18 protein-coding genes are annotated in these 20,463 nt (G+C 35.1%); 14 read left to right on the forward strand and 4 right to left on the reverse strand.

Annotated features, from left to right (window positions below):
• Nucleotides 1–41 precede the first annotated feature (41 nt).
• A complete protein-coding gene (gene metF / locus ACNQGD_RS13705; protein ID WP_417997819.1) occupies nt 42–998 on the forward strand; it encodes a methylenetetrahydrofolate reductase [NAD(P)H] in 957 nt (318 codons plus the stop codon).
• Nucleotides 999–1,082: 84 nt separating this feature from the next.
• Here the strand turns inward: metF and gldA are convergent, their stop codons facing one another.
• Nucleotides 1,083–1,979 (reverse strand): gliding motility-associated ABC transporter ATP-binding subunit GldA, encoded by an 897-nt coding sequence (gene gldA, locus ACNQGD_RS13710; RefSeq protein ID WP_417999669.1) that lies wholly within the window; start codon nt 1,977–1,979, stop codon nt 1,083–1,085.
• A gap of 148 nt (nt 1,980–2,127) precedes the next feature.
• Here gldA and ACNQGD_RS13715 point away from each other — a divergent pair, with 148 nt between their 5' ends.
• The 10 genes from ACNQGD_RS13715 to queA all read left to right on the forward strand — a co-directional run bounded on the left by ACNQGD_RS13715 (nt 2,128) and on the right by queA (nt 12,562).
• Nucleotides 2,128–3,381, forward strand: a complete 1,254-nt coding sequence (locus tag ACNQGD_RS13715; RefSeq protein WP_417999670.1) for a dicarboxylate/amino acid:cation symporter — start codon at nt 2,128–2,130, stop codon at nt 3,379–3,381.
• Nucleotides 3,382–3,757: 376 nt separating this feature from the next.
• Entirely contained in the window at nt 3,758–4,585 is an 828-nt protein-coding gene (locus ACNQGD_RS13720) for a prephenate dehydratase (RefSeq protein WP_417999671.1), read from the forward strand.
• 51 nt (nt 4,586–4,636) lie between these two features.
• Nucleotides 4,637–5,782 (forward strand): aminotransferase class I/II-fold pyridoxal phosphate-dependent enzyme, encoded by a 1,146-nt coding sequence (locus ACNQGD_RS13725; protein WP_417999672.1) that lies wholly within the window; start codon nt 4,637–4,639, stop codon nt 5,780–5,782.
• Between the two features lie 75 nt (nt 5,783–5,857).
• Nucleotides 5,858–6,715 (forward strand): prephenate dehydrogenase, encoded by an 858-nt coding sequence (locus ACNQGD_RS13730; RefSeq protein WP_417999673.1) that lies wholly within the window; start codon nt 5,858–5,860, stop codon nt 6,713–6,715.
• Nucleotides 6,716–6,790: 75 nt separating this feature from the next.
• Complete coding sequence (locus ACNQGD_RS13735; protein ID WP_417993134.1) at nt 6,791–7,873, forward strand: chorismate mutase; 1,083 nt, start codon at nt 6,791–6,793, stop codon at nt 7,871–7,873.
• A 287-nt stretch (nt 7,874–8,160) separates the two neighbouring features.
• A complete protein-coding gene (rsgA, locus tag ACNQGD_RS13740) occupies nt 8,161–9,138 on the forward strand; it encodes a ribosome small subunit-dependent GTPase A (RefSeq protein ID WP_417999674.1) in 978 nt (325 codons plus the stop codon).
• Nucleotides 9,139–9,255: 117 nt separating this feature from the next.
• Nucleotides 9,256–9,708 (forward strand): D-aminoacyl-tRNA deacylase, encoded by a 453-nt coding sequence (dtd, locus tag ACNQGD_RS13745; RefSeq protein WP_417999675.1) that lies wholly within the window; start codon nt 9,256–9,258, stop codon nt 9,706–9,708.
• Nucleotide 9,709: 1 nt separating this feature from the next.
• Entirely contained in the window at nt 9,710–10,036 is a 327-nt protein-coding gene (locus ACNQGD_RS13750) for a nucleotide pyrophosphohydrolase (protein ID WP_417999676.1), read from the forward strand.
• A gap of 79 nt (nt 10,037–10,115) precedes the next feature.
• Nucleotides 10,116–11,345, forward strand: a complete 1,230-nt coding sequence (gene aroA, locus ACNQGD_RS13755; protein WP_417999677.1) for a 3-phosphoshikimate 1-carboxyvinyltransferase — start codon at nt 10,116–10,118, stop codon at nt 11,343–11,345.
• Nucleotides 11,346–11,512: 167 nt separating this feature from the next.
• On the forward strand, nt 11,513–12,562 hold the full coding sequence (gene queA / locus ACNQGD_RS13760) for a tRNA preQ1(34) S-adenosylmethionine ribosyltransferase-isomerase QueA (RefSeq protein ID WP_417993130.1): 1,050 nt from the start codon (nt 11,513–11,515) through the stop codon (nt 12,560–12,562).
• A gap of 320 nt (nt 12,563–12,882) precedes the next feature.
• Here queA and ACNQGD_RS13765 read toward each other — a convergent pair whose 3' ends face one another.
• Nucleotides 12,883–13,617: an SIMPL domain-containing protein gene (locus tag ACNQGD_RS13765; protein WP_417993129.1), complete on the reverse strand. Its 735-nt coding sequence runs from the start codon at nt 13,615–13,617 to the stop codon at nt 12,883–12,885.
• A 181-nt stretch (nt 13,618–13,798) separates the two neighbouring features.
• Between ACNQGD_RS13765 and kynU the strand changes: the two genes are divergently transcribed.
• Nucleotides 13,799–15,073, forward strand: a complete 1,275-nt coding sequence (kynU, locus tag ACNQGD_RS13770) for a kynureninase (protein ID WP_417999678.1) — start codon at nt 13,799–13,801, stop codon at nt 15,071–15,073.
• Between the two features lie 101 nt (nt 15,074–15,174).
• Nucleotides 15,175–15,597 carry a YMGG-like glycine zipper-containing protein gene (locus tag ACNQGD_RS13775; RefSeq protein WP_417999679.1) on the forward strand — a complete coding sequence of 141 codons (423 nt, stop codon included), beginning with the start codon at nt 15,175–15,177 and terminating at the stop codon, nt 15,595–15,597.
• Between the two features lie 77 nt (nt 15,598–15,674).
• Here the strand turns inward: ACNQGD_RS13775 and ACNQGD_RS13780 are convergent, their stop codons facing one another.
• Both ACNQGD_RS13780 and ACNQGD_RS13785 read right to left on the reverse strand, forming a co-directional pair.
• Complete coding sequence (locus tag ACNQGD_RS13780) at nt 15,675–17,207, reverse strand: cryptochrome/photolyase family protein (RefSeq protein WP_417999680.1); 1,533 nt, start codon at nt 17,205–17,207, stop codon at nt 15,675–15,677.
• Nucleotides 17,208–17,210: 3 nt separating this feature from the next.
• Nucleotides 17,211–17,852, reverse strand: a complete 642-nt coding sequence (locus ACNQGD_RS13785) for a flavin reductase family protein (protein WP_417993125.1) — start codon at nt 17,850–17,852, stop codon at nt 17,211–17,213.
• 163 nt (nt 17,853–18,015) lie between these two features.
• Here ACNQGD_RS13785 and ACNQGD_RS13790 point away from each other — a divergent pair, with 163 nt between their 5' ends.
• Nucleotides 18,016–20,406 carry a penicillin acylase family protein gene (locus ACNQGD_RS13790; protein WP_417999681.1) on the forward strand — a complete coding sequence of 797 codons (2,391 nt, stop codon included), beginning with the start codon at nt 18,016–18,018 and terminating at the stop codon, nt 20,404–20,406.
• Nucleotides 20,407–20,463 lie beyond the last annotated feature (57 nt).

The raw sequence follows: 20,463 nt of genomic DNA on the forward strand, positions 1-20,463 counted from the left end.
CGTGACATTCGACATTCGACATTCAAACTTTAAGACTTAAGATGAAAGTAACACAACATATAGAAGCAGCCAAAGGAAATACCTTATTCTCTTTTGAAATTATTCCGCCCCAAAAAGGCAAAAGTATTCAGGAATTATACGATAATATTGATCCATTGATGGAATTTAAACCGCCATTTATAGACGTTACTACTTCTCGCGAGGAGTATATTTATGTTGATAAAGGCAACGGTTTACTAGATAAAAAATTGACTAGAATGCGTCCCGGAACACTTGGAATTTGTGCTTCCATAAAACATAAATACACTGTAGATACAGTTCCTCATGTGCTTTGTGGTGGTTTTACCAAAGAAGAAACAGAATATTTATTGGTGGATTGTCATTATTTGGGAATTGATAATGTGATGGCCTTGCGAGGGGATGCGATGAAAGACGAGCAATATTTTATTCCGAAACAGGGAGGAAATGATTTTGCCGTTGATTTGGTCAAACAAATCAACCAATTGAATTGTGGAAAATATTTGCACGACGTAATGGATGTTGATAATAAAGCTAATTTTTGTATTGGAGTTGCAGGGTATCCAGAAAAACATTTGGAGTCTCCTTCCTTAATTTCAGATTTAAAAAGATTAAAAGAAAAGGTAGAAGCAGGTGCTGATTATGTGGTAACCCAAATGTTTTTCGACAATGCAAAATACTTTGAGTTTGTTGCCAAGGCCAGAGAAATGGGAATTACGGTTCCTATTATTCCAGGTATCAAACCTATTGCAGTGCAAAGACATTTACAAGTATTACCACAAATTTTTAGAATCGATTTGCCTGAAGATTTAATTCATGCGGTAGATCAGTGTAAAAACAATGCTGACATCAGACAAGTAGGAATTGAATGGGCGATTCAACAATCATTAGAATTGAAAGCTGCCGGAGTTCCGGTGTTGCATTATTATTCTATGGGAAAATCAGAGAATATTAGACAAATAGCGAGCAAGGTTTTTTAATTTCTAATCGTATTTTATAAAAAAAGCTCGTTTAAAATTGATTTAAACGAGCTTTTTTATCTACAAAAACTAAAAACGGACTTCTTACTTGGTAATCTCCCTAAAAACAGCCTCCAAGTTTTTATTCTTCTGATTAAGCTGCAGCGTTTTTAAGCCATTTGCAGTAGCAAAATCAAAAACAGCTGGGCGCATGTCTTTGTCAGCTTTAAAAGTTAATTCCCAAATCATGTCGTGCGTATTTTTATAAGAAACAAGATTTTCGATTTTAGCAATGGCTTGTTCTTCGATTTTATAGTCAAATTCTACTTCAATCACCTGTTCTTTTCCCTCTGAAATTAAGTTGTCCAATTTTTTATCGGCAACAATTTTACCATTGTTGATGATGATCACACGGTCACAAATCGCTTCGACTTCCTGCATGATGTGTGTGGAGAGGAAAACAGTTTTGTCTTTCCCTACATTTTTAATAACATTACGAATTTCCATCAATTGATTTGGATCTAAACCAGTGGTTGGTTCATCCAGAATTAAAACATCAGGATTGTGTAATAAAGCATTGGCAAGACCTACACGTTGGCGATATCCTTTGGATAATTGTCCTATTTTTTTATGACTTTCAGTACTTAAACCAGTCAGTTGAATTACTTCTTCAATTCTTGATTTAGCTACTTTATAGACATCGGCATTAAAAGCCAAATATTCACGTACGTATAAATCCAAGTACAGCGGATTGTGTTCCGGTAAATAACCAATGGAAAGCTGAACGGCTTTTTGTTGGCTGTTTACATCATTCCCATTTACTAGTGCAGAACCTTCATCAGCATTAATATACGTTGTCAATATTTTCATTAAAGTCGATTTTCCAGCTCCATTTGGACCTAAAAAACCAACTATTTCTCCTTTATTAATGGAGAATGAAATGTTATCCAGTGCTTTTTGAGCACCGTAGCTTTTGGATATATTAGTAACTTCTATTGACATGGAATATATTTTGTTGCAAAAGTAAACAGAAAAAGTATTGATTTATTGTTTTTTGTAGCCCAATAGCTAAAAAGACCTTTGTCAAAGTTTTAAAAAGCGAGATGATATTCTCTTTTAGATGTATATATTTACCATAAACTATAAAAATATGAATTTGAAAAATACACAATCAGGCAGTTTCTTGAGAAACTACAAAAGTATTTTATTGCTGCTGGGCGGAATTTTGGCAGGAAGTATATTGGGTTTAGTTTTTGGAAAAGGAGTAGAAGTGATTAAACCTTTGGGGGATATATTTCTGAATTTATTGTTTACAGCAATCATTCCTTTGATATTTTTTACGATTGCATCTTCAATTGCCAATTTAGAAAAAACAGAAAAACTCGGTAAATTGTTTGTAATCGTCATTGGCGTGTTTTTAAGCACCGTACTGATTTCGGCTATTCTGATGATTGTTGGTGTGTTGTTATTTCCCATTCAGCAAGACATCATTATTTCAAAAATTCCTTTAGAATCTATTCAAGCAAGTTCTGCAGGCTCTCAAATTACACAATTGCTTACCGCTAATGATTTCTTTGAATTATTGTCTCGTAAGAATATGTTGGCGCTCATTATATTTTCTTTTTTAATAGGATTTGCCAGCTTGAATTCCGGTGAAAAAGGAAAAGATTTCAGTAGGTTCTTAAATTCAGGAAACGAAGTAATGAAGCAATTGTTGCACATGATTATGAAAACGGCTCCAATAGGTTTGGGTGCATATTTTGCGTACCAAGTTGGAATTTTTGGACCGCAATTATTTGGTGCTTATGCAAAACCTTTGGGGCTGTATTATGCAGTTTGCGCTTTTTACTTTGTCGTATTTTTTAGTTTGTACGCTTTTATCGCTGGAGGAAAAGTAGGATTTAAAGTGTTTTGGAAAAATAATATTACGCCTTCCTTAACCGCATTGGGAACCTGTAGCAGTATTGCGACAATTCCCGCTAATCTGGAAGGAGCAGAAAAAATGAATATCCCAAGTCATATTAGAAATGTAGTTATTCCACTGGGAGCACCTTTGCATAAAGACGGTTCAAGTATGTCGTCGATTATAAAAATCGCGGTTATTTTTGCCATGTTTGGTAAAGATTTCACGGATCCTGAGACCTTACTGATGGCTTTAGGAATTACGGTAATTGTTTCGGTAGTCGAGGGCGGAATTCCAAACGGAGGATACATAGGAGAAATTCTGGCAATAAGCGTTTATGGATTTCCTATGGAACAGGCACTTCCCGCGGCAATGATTGTGGGAACCTTAGTAGACCCAATGGCGACCTTGCTGAATGCGAATGGAGATTTGGTTTCGGCAATGGTTGTAACCCGAATCTCTGAAGGAAAAAAATGGCTTTCGGAAAAATTATTAGTTTAATTTAAAGCTTAATTTTTGAGAAATAGAGTTTTAGTTTCCTAAAACCTTAAATGGGTACTAACTAAAAAATATTTTAAAAGCTTTTTTTTAATTATTACATAATTAATAGCCAGTTTTTTAGCGAATCCTTTTTTTGTTCAACAAAATCAGCTTTTTTTTTTGGATAGCTGGAAATTATGTATACATTCGCAGAGTAATAAATACAAAAAAGCAACAACATGTTGAATAATCGATTTTATTTTAGCAACTCTTATTATTTCTTCTGGAAAGTGGAAAGGGATTGTTGTATGGTTATTTGATTATAAAATTAAATTGATACTATAAATATACAATCCCGATGAAAATCGGGATTTTTTTTTGCTTAAAAGTTTGTAAAATGAATGAAATAATTGGAATACAAGGGATAACGGGTTCTTTTCACCATCAGGTGGCACAAGAATATTTCAATCAGGCGGTTGTTGTAGACGAGTGTTTGTCCTTTGAAGAATTAGTAGATAACCTGCTGTCAGGTAAATCAGATCAGGCAGTTATGGCTATAGAAAACTCTATTGCGGGTCCAATTATACCAAATTACGCTTTAATTGATAAAAATAATTTGCATATAATAGGAGAACATTATTTAAGAATTCACCAAAATTTGATGGCATTAAAAGGTCAGAAAATAGAGGATATTTTGGAAGTGCATTCACATCCAATGGCTATTTTGCAATGTATGGAATTCCTTAAAAAATATCCAAACATAAAATTAGTCGAAGACAAAGATACTGCCGAAACGGCGCGTAGAATTCAGGAAAACCAGTTGAAGGGAATTGCTGCAATTGCCAGTAGAACGGCTTCCGAAATGTATGATTTAGAAATTTTGGCTCCGGAGATTCAAACGATTAAAAACAACATGACTCGTTTTGTGATTATCAAAAAAGAGAATTCATTTGTTCCTGAAGACGAAATTAATCGGGCTTCCATTAAATTCGAATTGGATCACAAACGCGGAAGTTTAGCAGCCGTTTTGAATGTAATGAGCGACTGTAAATTGAATTTGACTAAAATTCAGTCCTTACCAAAAATAGAAACACCTTGGAAATATTCCTTTTTTGTGGATGTTACTTTTGAAAGATACGAGGATTATGCCAAAGCAAAGTCACTATTGTTAATCATGGCTGAGTACTTCAAAGTATTAGGCGAATATAAAAACACAAAACTATAAAGCGTCGAAGAAGAAACTCGGATAGCGACAAGGCCATAAAAAAATAAAATCATGATTACTACAGCAAAACGTCTGGATATAATTGAAGAATACTATTTCTCCTCAAAGCTGAGGGAAGTGAGGCAACTGGCTTCAGAAGGGAAACCAATTATCAATATGGGAATTGGAAGCCCGGATTTACAGCCTTCACAAGCGGTTATTGATGCAATGGTTTTGGGGATGCAAGATGAAAATGCGCATCAATACCAAAGTTATCAGGGACTACCGGAATTGCGACAAGGTATGGCAGATTTTTATCAGAACAACTTTCATGTTGAGTTGAATCCCGCTAATGAAATTTTGCCTTTGATAGGATCCAAAGAGGGAATTATGCATATTTCTCTGGCTTTCTTGAACGAAGGGGATCAGGTGCTGATTCCAAATCCAGGATATCCAACGTACACTTCCGTGACAAATTTAGTGGGAGCTGTTCCCGTTTATTATGATTTAAAAGAAGCAAATAATTGGGAACCTGATTTTGAAGCTTTGGAAAAATTAGATTTATCGAAAGTGAAAATCATGTGGTTGGGTTATCCGCACATGCCAACAGGAGCAAGAGGAAGCTTGCAGTTGTTTGAAAAATTGGTGGCTTTTGCCAAAAAACATCAGCTATTATTAGTCAATGACAATCCCTATAGTTTTGTTTTGAACGACAATCCGATGAGTTTGTTGCAAGTGGAAGGTGCCAAAGACGTAGCTTTAGAATTGAATTCTTTGAGCAAGACTTTTAACATGGCAGGCTGGAGAGTTGGAATGGTTTTAGGAAATGCAGCTTGTATAGATGCCGTACTAAAAGTAAAAAGTAATATGGATAGCGGGATGTTCTACGGGATTCAAAAAGGAGCAATTGAAGCTTTAAGAAGCGACAAAGCCTGGTTTGAGTCGATGAATGCGATTTATAGAAAACGCAGAATCCTAACCGAACAACTGGCGGAGAAATTAGGCTGTAAAGTATATAAAGCAGGAGTAGGATTGTTTGTTTGGGCAAAATTGCCGGACGGAATTACATCAGCAGAGAAATTCATTGATGAAATTTTATATGACAAATCTATTTTTATTACACCGGGAACCATTTTTGGTTCTAATGGAGAAGGATATATTCGATTTGCATTGTGTGTAAAAGAAGAAAAAGTACAAGAAGCAATAAATAGATTTTAGATCGTTGATTAACGATTCTAAATTTCAGATTTTCCTGCAAGGTTTTTAAAATATTGTAGGTGTAAAAATAAAACGATGAAAGTATTTGTAATAGGAATAGGATTAATTGGTGGTTCGATGGTATTGGACATTAAAACGCTGCATCCGGAAGCCAAAATTTATGGAATTGACTCTAACGAAAGTCATTTGGCGGAAGCCATAGTTTTAGGAGTTGTTGATGGCGGTGCTACATTTGAAGATTTAGTTGATGCAGACTTTGTAATCGTTTCGGTTCCTGTTGATGTTACATTGACTGTTTTGCCAAAAGTGTTGGATGTAATAGGAGAAAATACAATTGTTTTTGAAGTAGGTTCTACTAAAACGCCTATTTGCGAAGCGGTTGCCAATCATCCTAAGAGGCGGCATTTTATTGCCACACATCCTATTGCAGGAACGGAGTTTTCAGGACCATCGGCAGCGCTAAAAGGATTGTTTCAGGGGAAAACAAATATTATTTGTGAGGTGGAGAAAACAACATTCAAATTACAGGAAAAAGCATTGCAGCTTTTTACGGCAATGGGAATGAGGATTCGTTACATGGATCCGAAATCACATGACAAACATATTGCTTACGTATCGCATTTGTCCCATATTAGTGCCTTTATGCTTGGAAAAACGGTAATTAATAAAGAGAAAGACGAGCAGGATATTTTTGATATGGCGGGTTCCGGTTTTGAAAGTACGGTTCGTTTGGCCAAAAGTTCCCCGGCAATGTGGACGCCTATTTTTAAACAAAACAGAAAACAGGTTGTAGAAACACTAGAGGAATACATTTCTAATTTATCAAAATTTAAAGAATTATTAGAAAAGGAAGATTACGATGCGATTTACAATGAAATGCAAAGCGTGAATAAAATAAAAGAAATATTAAACGGAATTAATGTAAAAAAGTAAGCTGTTTTTAGTATACAGTCTCACAAAATAGTTTCAAAAAAGAACAACACATAATAAAAAATAAATTTAGAAAAGATGGAAAACAAGAAAGAAATGAGAAATTGGTTGAATGAATTCAATTTGACTCATCCTTTTGTGATCGCAGGACCTTGTAGTGCTGAAACAGAAGAACAAGTATTGAAAATTGCACATGAATTGAAAGATTCAGACGTGAGTGTTTTTAGAGCAGGAATTTGGAAACCTAGAACACGTCCGGGAGGATTTGAAGGAGTAGGAGAAATAGGGCTGAAATGGCTGAAAAAGGCTAAAGAACAAACGGGATTGCTAATGGGAACGGAAGTGGCAAATGCTGCTCACGTAAAATTAGCTTTGGAGTATGATATTGATGTTTTGTGGATTGGTGCTAGAACGACAGTTAACCCATTTGCAATGCAGGAAATTGCGGATGCTTTAGCAGGAACTAAAAAAATCGTATTGGTTAAGAATCCGGTAAATCCAGATTTGTCTTTGTGGTTGGGTGGTGTTGAACGTCTATACATGGCAGGAATTGAAAAATTAGGAGTAATTCACAGAGGTTTTTCTACGTACGAAAAAACAAAATACAGAAACATTCCAGAATGGCAGATCCCTATTGAATTGCAAAATAAATTCCCGGATTTGCCTTTAATCATCGATCCATCTCATATTACAGGAGATCGTAAAATGATTCTTGAAGTAACTCAAGAAGCATTGGATTTGAATTATGATGGTATGATTATCGAAACACATTACGATCCGGACAATGCCTGGAGTGATGCTGCACAACAAGTTACTCCAGACGCTTTGAAACAAATTTTTATTGATTTGAAAGTAAGAAAAGTAAATGATGTATCAGATGAGTTTACTCAAAAAATGACTAAATTAAGAGCTAATATCGATGTTTTAGATGCTGCTCTATTGGATTTATTAGGAAAACGTATGAAAGTAGCTGACGAAATAGGTCAAGTGAAAAAAGGCGCTAACGTTGCGGTTTTGCAAAACAATCGTTGGAACGAAATTCTAGGAAAAATGATTTTAGAAGGAGAGAAAAAAGGATTGACGGAAGAATTTGTACTGAAAATGTTCAAAGCGATTCACCAAGAAAGTATTGGTCACCAAGAAAAAGTATTGAACGCTTAAAATGATTTAGGAATGTAGATTAACGATTTCTGATTTTAGATTTTGTTAATGTGAATTTAAATTTTATGAAATCCCAAGACGTTATGTTTTGGGATTTTTTTGTTTTTTAGAGTCTTTTAATATCAAAAATCAAAAACCCTTTATCTTTGCAGTGTCTTAGATTTTAAATCAGAAATCTAAAATCGTGAATCTTCAATCAAAAATCCTGAACAAATCCTTTATCTTTGCAAAGATTTAGGTTAAAAATCAGAAATCTAAAATCGTTAATCAAAAATCAAAAATTCTCAATGACAGGACTCGTATACAAATCTACAGGAAGTTGGTACACCGTAAAATCCGAACAAGGTGATTTTATCGAATGCCGTATGAAAGGTAAATTCCGAATTAAAGGAATCAAAAGTACCAATCCTATTGCTGTGGGCGATGTTGTGGATTATGAACTCGAAGAATCATCCGATACCGTTACGGGAACCATTCACAAGATTCACGACAGAAAGAATTATATCGTACGTAAATCAGTGAATTTATCCCATCAAATGCACATTATTGCTTCGAATATCGATCGGGTTTTCTTATTAGTTACGATTAATAATCCGCCAACAACATTCAATTTTATTGACCGTTTTCTGGTTACCGCCGAAGCGTATGGAATTGAAACGATATTGGTTTTTAATAAAATAGATACTTTTGACGAAGCCACGCTTGACGAGCAGCTGTACATGCAGCATGTGTATCAGGAAATTGGATATAAATGTTTGCGCGTTTCTTCGACGGAAATGAAAGGAATTGAGGAGTTGAAAGCAATGATGATTGGTAAAGTAAGCATGTTCTCCGGGCATTCCGGTGTTGGAAAATCAACGCTAGTAAATGCCATGGAGCCTTCTTTGCATTTAAAAACAAAAACGATTTCCGAAGCCAGCAAGCAAGGACAACACACCACGACTTTTGCCGAAATGTATGATTTGTCTTTTGATGCCAGAATCATCGATACGCCTGGTATCAAAGGTTTTGGAATTGTGGACATGGATGCAGCAGAAATCAGCGGCTATTTTCCTGAATTTTTCAAATTGAAAGACCAGTGCAAGTTCAATAATTGTTTGCATAAAGACGAACCGCAATGTGCTATTAAAGCGGCTTTAGAAAAAGACGAAATCGCTTGGTCTCGTTATAGAAGTTACCTTAAAATTTTAGAAGGGGATGATGAAAATTATCGTACAGATATTCATAATGAGGATAGAATAATCAGTGATAAAACAAGGGAATAGTTCTGAGATTAATAAAATTTTAGTTTAAATTATTTATTTGAATTAAAAATAATTTTAAAAAAAAGTAATTATGAATATCTACTATTCATAATTTATCATTCATAATTCACCATTATTTTGAAAGTTGTAATTCAAAGAGTTTCCTCAGCCTCCGTAACAATCGATAGTAAAATTGTTGCCGATATCCAGAAAGGACTATTGGTTTTGGTGGGAATTGAAGATTCAGACAGTCAAGAAGACAGTAATTGGTTAGCTTCAAAAATAGCCAACATACGTATTTTTGGAGATGAGAATGACGTGATGAACTTATCTGTCAAAGATATATTCGGCGATATTATTGTGGTAAGTCAATTTACATTGCATGCTTCCACCAAAAAAGGAAATCGACCTTCCTATATTAAAGCCTCAAAACCAGAAATCGCCATCCCATTGTATGAGAATTTTGTGAAACGTCTGGAAATAGAGTTGGGGAAGAAAGTACAGACAGGGGTTTTTGGTGCGGATATGAAGGTGCTTTTGTTAAATGATGGGCCTGTAACAATACAAATAGACAGTAAAAATAGAGAATAAGATGAACTTAAAAAATTCCCAACTAGACGTTGACACTTGGATCAAAGAACATGGTGTTCGTTATTTCAATGAATTGACTAATATGGCACAGCTTACCGAAGAAGTAGGCGAAGTGGCTCGAATCATCGCACGTCGTTACGGCGAACAATCTGAAAAAGAAAGCGATAAAAACAAAGATCTTGGCGAAGAATTAGCCGATGTAGTTTTTGTGGTATTGTGTCTGGCAAACCAAACCGGAATCAATTTGCAGGCTGCTTTCGATAAAAAGATGGATTTAAAGTCTATTCGAGACAAAGACCGTCACAAAAACAATGAAAAACTCAAATAATTTGTGAAGTATAAATTATGAATTATAAATGCGGAGTGGTAAATTGCGGACTTGAATAATACAACTCATAATTAGCTACATGAATTTAAAATTAAGTACGAATTCACAATTCACAATTGATAATTCACAATTAAGTATTACCGGTTCAAAAAGCGAAACCAACCGACTATTATTATTACAGGCGTTGTTTCCCAATATTACTTTGGCCAATACTTCTAATTCAGATGACAGTGAAGTAATGCAAAAAGCATTGATAGGAAACGAGGAAATTGTTGATATTCATCATGCGGGAACGGCGATGCGTTTTCTGACGGCATATTTTGCTGTCAATGAAGGTAGAGAAGTACTTTTGACAGGTTCTCAAAGAATGACGGAGCGTCCCATAAAAGTTTTGGTGGAAGCCTTGGAACAATTGGGTGCGAAAATCTCTTATGAAAAAGAAGTGGGTTATCCGCCTATTCGCATCCTTGGACAAAAAATCACGGCTTCTAAAGTGTCTATTCCTGCAAATGTCAGCAGTCAATACATATCAGCATTATTATTAATCGCACCAAAACTAGAAAACGGTATTGAGATCACTTTAGTAGGTGAAATCACATCGGTTCCTTATATTAAAATGACTTTGGCTTTATTGAATGATTTGGATATTAAAACCAGTTTCGAAGGAAATGTAATTACGGTTTATCCAAAACAGGAAGTGGAATCGAAAGTAATGACCGTAGAATCCGATTGGAGTTCTGCTTCTTACTTTTTTAGCTTGGCTGCTTTAGCTGAAAATACAAGAATTTCACTGACCAGTTATAAAGAAACTAGTTTACAAGGTGATTCCGCTTTGGTCGAAATCTACAAACAAATGGGTGTCGATACACATTTTGAAGGGAACAAAATGACTTTGGTTAAACAGTCTAACTTTAAACCTCAAACTTTAAATTTAGAATTAAATAACACACCTGATATCGCCCAAACGATAGTAGTTACTTGCCTTGGTTTAGGAATTGGTTGTCATCTTACAGGACTTCATACCTTGAAAATTAAAGAAACGGATAGACTGGAAGCACTACGAATTGAGCTGACAAAGCTTGGAGCAAATATTTCAGTGACCAATGATAGTTTGACACTTGAAGCTTCAGACGAAATCAATCATAATATTAAAATCGCTACCTATAACGATCACAGAATGGCGATGGCATTTGCACCATTAGCTTTAAAAGTGCCAATAATCATCGAAAATGCTGAAGTAGTTTCTAAATCATATCCTGATTTTTGGGAAGACATGAAAAAATTAGGATATAATGTGTCTGAAATTTAGTAAATGAAATTTTGGATAGTGCTCTTGCGCCTTTGTGGTAACGGACTTTTGAAAATAAACAGCAAAACACTTGACAACGCCTATCTCACAATCGTATATTTGCACACGATTATAATTTATTGAGGCTTAACTCATAACTTATATTCCATAACTCATAACTTTATCAAATGAAATTATCACATTTTCAATTCGATTTACCTAAAGAACTTCTTGCCGAATATCCAGCTGAAAACAGAGACGAATCTCGTCTAATGGTCATTGACCGTAAGAAAGGAACTATAGAGCATAAAATGTTCAAAGATGTTATCGATTATTTTGATGACGGAGATGTTTTAATTCTGAATAATACTAAGGTTTTTCCAGCGCGTTTGTATGGAAACAAGGAAAAAACAGGAGCAAGAATCGAAGTTTTTTTACTTAGAGAACTAAATTCTGAGCAAAGACTTTGGGATGTTTTGGTTGATCCGGCCCGTAAAATCAGAATTGGTAACAAATTATATTTTGGAGATGACGACTCATTAGTTGCTGAGGTTATCGACAATACCACTTCTCGTGGTAGAACATTGCGTTTCCTTTACGACGGTTCTTATGAAGAATTCAGAAATAAATTAACGGAACTTGGAGAAACTCCAATCCCAAAATACATTTCTAGAGACGTAACTCCGGAAGATGCGGAACGTTACCAAACTATTTATGCTAAAGAAGAAGGAGCAGTAGCAGCACCAACAGCAGGTTTGCATTTTTCTAAAAATCTATTGAAAAAATTAGAAATTAAAGGGATTAAATTTGCCGAAGTTACCCTTCACGTAGGTTTGGGAACTTTTAATCCAGTTGAGGTTGAGGATTTATCAAAACATAAAATGGATTCTGAGGAATTAAAAATTACGCAAGAAGCATGTGATATTGTGAACCAAGCCAAAGCTAAAAAGAAACGTATTTGTACCGTAGGAACTACTTCTATGCGTGCCGTTGAAAGTTCAGTGTCCTCACATAACACCTTAAATCCTTTTGATGGATGGACAAATAAATTTGTTTTCCCTCCTCATGATTTCACGATTCCAACGTGTATGATTACTAATTTCCATACGCCAAAATCAACTTTATTAATGATGGTTTCCGCATTTTGTGGGCATGATTTAATGAAGAAAGCCTATGCCGAAGCAATCAAAGAAGAATATAAATTCTATTCTTACGGTGATGCGATGCTAATCATCTAATCTGAATTACATCAGATTCTAAATAACAAAATCTCGTCAGTAATGGCGAGATTTTTTTTGGTGTGCCCCAAGGGTCGGGCTGTACGCTGTATCTTTATTTTCTTAAAGAAAGAAAATAAAGGATGCCGCTTCCATCCCTCACACAATACGTTTTGGATAGGGGAGGACTTTTTGTGTAAAAAAAGAAATTTAAAAAGGTATCTCAATTTTGTATCTCAATAAATTTGTCACAGCTGTTTTTTGTCAAGTCTAGCGCAGTTGAGACTCTGTGTTGAGTCTCGACTGCGCTCGACTTGACATATATTCTGAAACCTTAAATTCTAATTGACCTGATACACCAATCGTACCGTGATATTGGCCGTTTTATTTTTGGATTGCGTATTGAAGGAACCGCCATAAGAAAAATCTTCCGATGAGTTTTGACCCGTGATTTGAAAAACACCCATATCTGATTTTTTTAGATTTCCTAAACTCGCATCTGCATTCTCAGCAATGCTTTTTGCTCTGATACTCGCGTCTTTTGTGGCTTCGGCAATCATTTTTATTTTTAACTCGGCCAGTTTTGTATAATAATATTCAGGAGGAGTAGAATAAAATTCCACACCTGAGTTAATCAATTCACTGGATTGTCGGGATAATTCTTCAATTTTATTTACTTCCTTAGATTGGATGGTCACGCTTTGTGTTAAGGTGAATCCGCTAAAAATTTGCTGTCGTGTCGTTCCGTTTTCATTATAGGTAGTTTCAAAATCTTTATTAAAATTCACCGCAGAAAATACCATTTCATTCGGGGCAATTCCCTTGCCTGATAAATAGCTTTTTATTTTCTCCCTGTCAGAATCCAATGCTGCATAGGCTTCTTTCAACGTCATGCTTTTTTTAGAAAAAGAGCCGCTCCAAACAATCAAATCCGATACGAAATCTTTTTTTCCGGAACCGGTAACACTTATGGTATCGTTACTTTTATTTCGATTCTGAAAAGCATTCGAAAATAAATAGGAGGAAATTACCACGGCGACAGCAATAATAATGACGTTCAAGCTGTTTTTAAGCATAGCTAAGAGTTTTTAAATTCAATCAAATATAGTTAAATAACGAGTTGTTTTTTATTTCCGTATAGTATTCGAGAACTATTTTTCCTCATCCAGAGTTTAACTATTTTATGTATCGTCAATCGGCGATAAGTCTTTTATGCATCAGTCTTTTTTTACTACTTTTACAAACAAAATACAAAATATGACTTTCGAAAACACCCTTGAATTTGCAAAACAACTCGATTCGCAAGATCAATTACACAAATACCAAGATGAATTTATTTTTCCGCAGGTCAATGGGAAAAAGGTCATTTATTTCACTGGAAACTCCTTAGGATTGCAACCTAAACGTACTAAAAACTATGTAGATGAGGTGATGAATGATTGGGCAAATTTAGCTGTCGAAGGTCATTTTTATAGTGAAAAACCATGGTGGGATTACCACGAACGATTTGCAAATCCGTTGAGTAAAATTGTGGGTGCTTTACCGAGTGAAGTTACCGTGATGAATACGCTAACGGTCAATCTTCATCTGTTAATGGTTTCTTTTTACCGACCTACAAAAACCAGATATAAAATCATTTGTGAAGAAAAAGCATTTCCTTCGGATCAATATATGTTTCAAAGTCAGGTTCATTTTCATGGGTATAAACCGGAGGATGCGATTGTTGAAATCAAGCGTCGCGATGGTGAATACAACATTCGTTTAGAAGATGTTTTGGCAAAAATTGAAGAAGTAGGTGACGAGTTGGCTTTAGTTTTAATAGGCGGTGTCAACTATTACACAGGGCAAGTCTTTGATATGAAAACGATAACTGCTGCTGGTCATAAAGCAGGTGCTTATGTAGGTTGGGATTTAGCACATGCTGCAGGAAATATAAAACTGGAATTGCACGATTGGAATGTGGATTTCGCAGCTTGGTGCAGTTATAAATACATGAATTCAGGTCCTGGAAATGCTTCTGGATGTTTCGTTCATGAAAAACACCACAACAATTCGGAGCTGCCAAGATTCGCTGGCTGGTGGGGACATAATAAAGAACGTCGTTTCAAAATGGAACCCACTTTTGATCCAATTCATGGAGCCGATGGTTGGCAAATAAGCAATTTACCGGTGCTTTCTTTGGCACCATATTTAGCCTCAGTGGAAATGTTTGATGAAATTGGGATGGATGCTTTAATTCAAAAAAGAGATGCAATTACTTCCTATTTAGAATTTATTCTGCACGAAATAGACAAAGAAGTCGATAGTACTTTCGAAATTATAACACCGTCAAATCCAACAGAAAGAGCGTCACAATTATCAGTGTTGCTTCATGGAGAAGGACGCAGTTTGTTTGATTACCTTATGAAAAATGGTGTGATTACGGATTGGCGCGAACCTAATGTTATTCGATTAGCGCCAGTTCCATTGTATTGTTCTTTTGAAGACATGTATCACTTTGGACAAATATTGAAATCGGGGATTCTAAAATAATTCAGGCATAGAATTATATAAAAAATAGTTTAAATTGTATAAAGCATATTAACAAGTTTAAACGTTTCTTTGTACAATTATTAATTGTTAAACTTAAAATTATGAAAGCATTATATTTTATACTAATATCTGCAGTTGTTGTTTCTTGTCAAAATCAAGGAAAAATGGAAATTGAAAAAGCAAAACTAGCGACTGTAGATTCGATGAAAGTTGAAATTGAAAAACAAAGAGTTATTGATTCCATGCAAGTTGAAATGACTAAAATTGAAGAAGCTAAAATTGAAACTCAAAAAGAAGTTGTAGTTGTCAATCAACCAGCATCTTCAACTACTACCACTACAACCACAAAAAAGAAAGGTTGGAGCAGTACTGCTAAAGGTGCTGTAATTGGAGCCGGAGTTGGAGCAGCTACAGGTGCAATTATAAGTAAGAAAAAAGTTCAAGGAGCTATAATTGGCGGTGTTGCTGGTGCTGGTATTGGTGCGGGAACAGGAGCTATTATAGACGGAAGTAAAAAGGAATAAATTTATTCTTTTAATAATTAAGAGTGTATAAGTTCGTGTCGAATTTATACACTCTTTTTATTTGCGGATGTTTCAGTTTAATAGGAATCTATATTCTCAATTATCGCATTGGCTTTAACTTTGATTTTATATAATTCTTCGGGATTTATCTTATTCAATAAATTCAGCATCATTCCCATGCGTTGGTTTCCTTTAAAGTACTCTTTTTTTTCATCTAGAAAATTCCAATATAACGTATTGAAAGGGCAGGCTTTATCTCCAAATTTCTCTTTGACATTGTAATGACATTTAGCGCAATTATTACTCATTTTATTGATATAACTGCCTGAGGAAACATAGGGTTTTGTAGCAATAATGCCACCATCTGCATATTGTGACATACCTCGGGTGTTAGGCATTTCGACCCATTCAATAGCATCTATGTAAACGCCCAGATACCAAGCATCTACTTCGTCAGGGTGAATTTGTGTGAGTAACGTAAAATTTCCTATTATCATGAGCCGTTGGATATGATGTGCGTAAGCTTCGTCTAAACTTTGATTGATAGCATGATTCATGCAATTCATTTTGGTTTTACCCGTCCAGAAAAAATCCGGTAATTTGTTGTCGTTTTTCAAGACATTCATTTGGGCGTAATTGGGCATTTCTTTCCAATATATTCCTCTAATATACTCACGCCAACCCAAAATTTGTCTCACAAATCCTTCTACTTGAGAGATGAATATTTCAGATTCATTAGCATGATAAAAAGCAATGACAGTTTCGATTACTTCTTTTGGCGAAAGCATTTTACTGTTCATTGCAAAAGACAAACGAGAATGGAAAAGGAATTTTTCATCGGTATGCATCGCATCTTCATAATCCCCAAAATGTTTGAGCAGATTAGTACAGAAATAATCTAGAACTTCCAGCGATTGCTCACGGGAAGTAGGCCAACTGAAGTTATTTACATCGATATTTCCAAAAGTGACTATAGCAGCTTCTTTGATTTGAGCAACAACTTCAGCAACATTGGCATGGAAATTTTTTTCTGAAGGCACTGGAACTTCACCTTTGTATTTTTTACGATTATCGGCATCAAAATTCCATTGGTTTCCTAAAGGAGTTGCTCCATCCATCAAAATGTGATGTTTTTTACGCATGTTGCGATAAAAATTCTCCATCAACAACAATTTCTTGCCTTCAAAAAAATCAGAAAGTTCGTGACGCGTGGTATAAAAATGTTCGGAATCAAAAGCTTCTGATTCGATTTTTAGATTGGAACAAATCGTTTTTAATTGTTGATCCAGTCGGTATTCGTCGGGTAATTGGTATTCAAATTTTTCTACTTTATATTTTTCGATACAAAAGGCAATAATTTTTTCTAAATCCTGTGGATTCTCGGTATCGGTAATTTGAAAATAGACTGCTTGGTGTCCGAGTGATTGTATTGCAGTGTGAAAATTTCTCATTGACAAGAAAAATGCCACCACTTTTTGGATGTGATGTTTTACATAATCCGTTTCCTGACGCATTTCTGCAAGTACATAAATCGTGTTATTATCACATTCCTGAAACCACGAATGTTCTGAATTTAATTGATCGCCAAGGATTAATCGTAGTTTTTTCATATATTATTTTTTGAAAAATGAAGTGGTTGGGATTTCTTTTCGAGCATATTGAAAACGATCTACTAGTTTGGGTAAGCAATATCCATCAAGACCATTTAGTGCCACAACATTTCCTTTGTCAATTTGTAGCCAGCCATCTTTGTGTTCTAGTTCTTCTTCAAAAAATAAATTTTCTATAGAGGCAATGACGTGAATCGTATCATTTTCCTTGATGTAATATTCATTTACATACTTGCAATACAATTGAACTGGGCTCCCTTTTACAAATGGGATATCAATGTTGGGTTTGTATTCTTCTTCCAAATTAGTTTTATCAAATTCAGAAACACCTAATTCATAATTTGCAGAGGTATGGTGCGCATCTTCAATCATGTCTAAAGTAATATGATTTACGGTAAAGTAACCCTTCTCGCGGATGTTTTTATAGGTATCTCTGGGAACGGTGGTGGGTCTCATGATAAATCCTATCAGCGCCGGATTGCTTCCTAAATGAGTCACACTACTAAAAATAGCTACATTAGATTTTCCATCAAGGGATTTTGTAGCAAGTAAATTAGCTGACTTATAACCGGTACAGGAATTGATTAAATTCAATCTTTCGATTTTCTCCATTTGAGAAATGTCATCTCTAGAAATGTGTTTCATATCTTTTTAATTTAGAACAAATATACTTTTTGTTTAATTGATTTTAAAATAAATTAAACAAAATAATTATATTTTATTGATTCCCCCAGAAGTACACTCGTTTAAATAAATTGTTTTAAATAACTTTCAAATCCTATATATTTGTTTGTCAATTTATTTAAATATGAAAAAACTTAAAATAGTCTTTCTAATTTTACTTTCGGGAGTAGTAGTTTTAGCGGTAGCTTTAATTATTTATGGGTTTTATCTAAAGCCAAAATACGAGGGCAAATTGCAAGTGAAAAATATTCAAAAAGAAACGACCGTTTATTTTGATGAGTTTGGCGTTCCTCATATTTATGCGACAAATGCAAAGGATGCGATGATAGCTTTGGGCTATGTTCATGCCCAAGACAGATTGTGGCAGATGGAATTGATGCGTCGGATTGCGCCAGGACGATTATCAGAAATTTTTGGTTCTGTGGCACTCAAAAATGACAAATTCTTTGCAGGACTTGGAATTGAAGAAGCTTCCGCAAAAGCAATTGCAGTTTTGGACAAAAATAGTCCAAGTTATCAATTGACAATGGCATATTTGGATGGGATTAATCAATATTTAGAAGAAGGAACAACGCCAATAGAGTTCAGTTTGCTAGGGGTTAAAAAAGAGAAGTTTACGATTAAAGATGTTTATAATATTTTTGGATACATGTCTTTTAGTTTTGCGGTGGCTCAAAAATCAGATCCGCTATTGACTGATATTCGAAACAAATACGGAATGGCGTATCTCAAAGATTTTGGGATTGATGGCTCGTTTAATACTACCCGAATTAAAAATGCCAAAGAAAATGCTCAAGAATATATTGCTATTTCAAAGGCGGTAGCTTCACTATTGGAACAATCTCCAATTTCTCCTTTTATTGGGAGTAACAGTTGGGTTATTGCACCAAAGAAAACAAAAAATGGAAAAGTTATTTTTGCTAATGATCCACACATTGGGTTTTCGCAACCCGGAACTTGGTATGAAGCACATGTAGTAACCCCAGATTTTGAATTGTACGGCTGTTATTTGGCTGGAACTCCCTATCCTTTATTGGGACACAATCGCGAGTATGCGTATGGTTTGACTATGTTTGAAAATGATGATATCGATTTGTATCAAGAGGAGAATAATCCAAAAGATGGTAATGCTTACAAGACACCAAATGGTTTTAGCGCGTATGAAATTCGAAAAAAAATTGTAAAAGTAAAAGATGCTACCGATGTGGTTTTGAATATTAAAGTGACTCGCCATGGCCCGGTCGTAAATGACTTGATTGATGGTTTGCAGCAAGACAAACCAGTTGCAATGTCCTGGATTTATACACAACAACCCATACAAATTCTGGATGCTGTTTATCAACTTTCGCATGCTAAAAGCAAAGCTGATTTCCAAAAAGGAGTCAGTTTAATAGCGGCTCCTGGTTTAAATGTGATGTATGGCGATGCTAAAGGAAATGTGGCTTGGTGGGCAACGGGGAAATTATACAAGCATAACGCGGACGTAAATCCTAATTTTATTTTAAATGGTGCCAGTGGTAATGACGATATTAAAGAATATTTGGATTTCTCCAAAAACCCATCGGCGGTAAATCCAAAATGGAATTATGTGTACTCTGCGAACAATCAACCGGAACCCATAGACGGATTTTTATATCCAGGCTATTATCTTCCTGAAGACAGAGCAAAAAGAATTAGGCAGTTATTAGAACCAAAATCAAATTGGGATAAAGCGGCAGTTGGAAGAATGATTTTTGATAATACGTCATCTGTTGCTCCGGGAGTGGTCAAACAGTTACTCCTAGATGTAGACCCGAAAACACTTTCTAAAAACGAGAAAGAAGCTTTGCTTATTTTAAAAGAATGGAAAGGTTCGAATAATCTTAGTGACGTAGCACCAACAATTTACAATAAATGGATTTTTAATTATTTGAAAAACACTTTCGAGGATGAACTTGGCGCCGCTCATTTCAAGCAATTTTTAGGAACACATATTATGAAGCAAATTATCGCAAAGCAAATTGTGAATGCAGCGTCGCTTTGGTGGGATAATATCAGTACTAAAAATGAAAAAGAAACGCGTAGTAAAATCATATCACAATCGTTTAAAGAGTCGATTGTAGCTTTAGAAGAACAATTGGGAACTACGGTTGCTGATTGGACTTGGAATAAAGTGCACACGGTAGAACATCAGCATCCATTGGGTAAAGTGGCTGCTTTAAGAAGAATTTTTAATGTGGGTCCTTTTGAAGTTTCGGGATCTACGGAAGTCATCAATAATTTATTTTTTGATTTTACCAGTGATGGAAATTATATCGTAAAAGGAGGTCCGTCAACAAGAAGAATTATTGATTTTTCTGATATAGAAAACAGCTGGAGTATCCTCCCGACAGGGCAATCGGGAAATCCATTAAGTGCACATTATAGTGATCAAGCAGAACTTTATAATACTGGAAAATTTAGAAGAATGATGCTGAATAAGGAGGAGATTGTTAGAACTTCAACAAAATTGGTTTTTATTCCACGTAAAAATTAATAGTTTTAAAGTTCTTAGTCTAATAAAATCAGTAATTTTGCTTAACTTTTTATAAAA

The sequence above is a fragment of the Flavobacterium glucosi genome (genome assembly GCF_048286535.1).
GTDB lineage: Bacteria > Bacteroidota > Bacteroidia > Flavobacteriales > Flavobacteriaceae > Flavobacterium.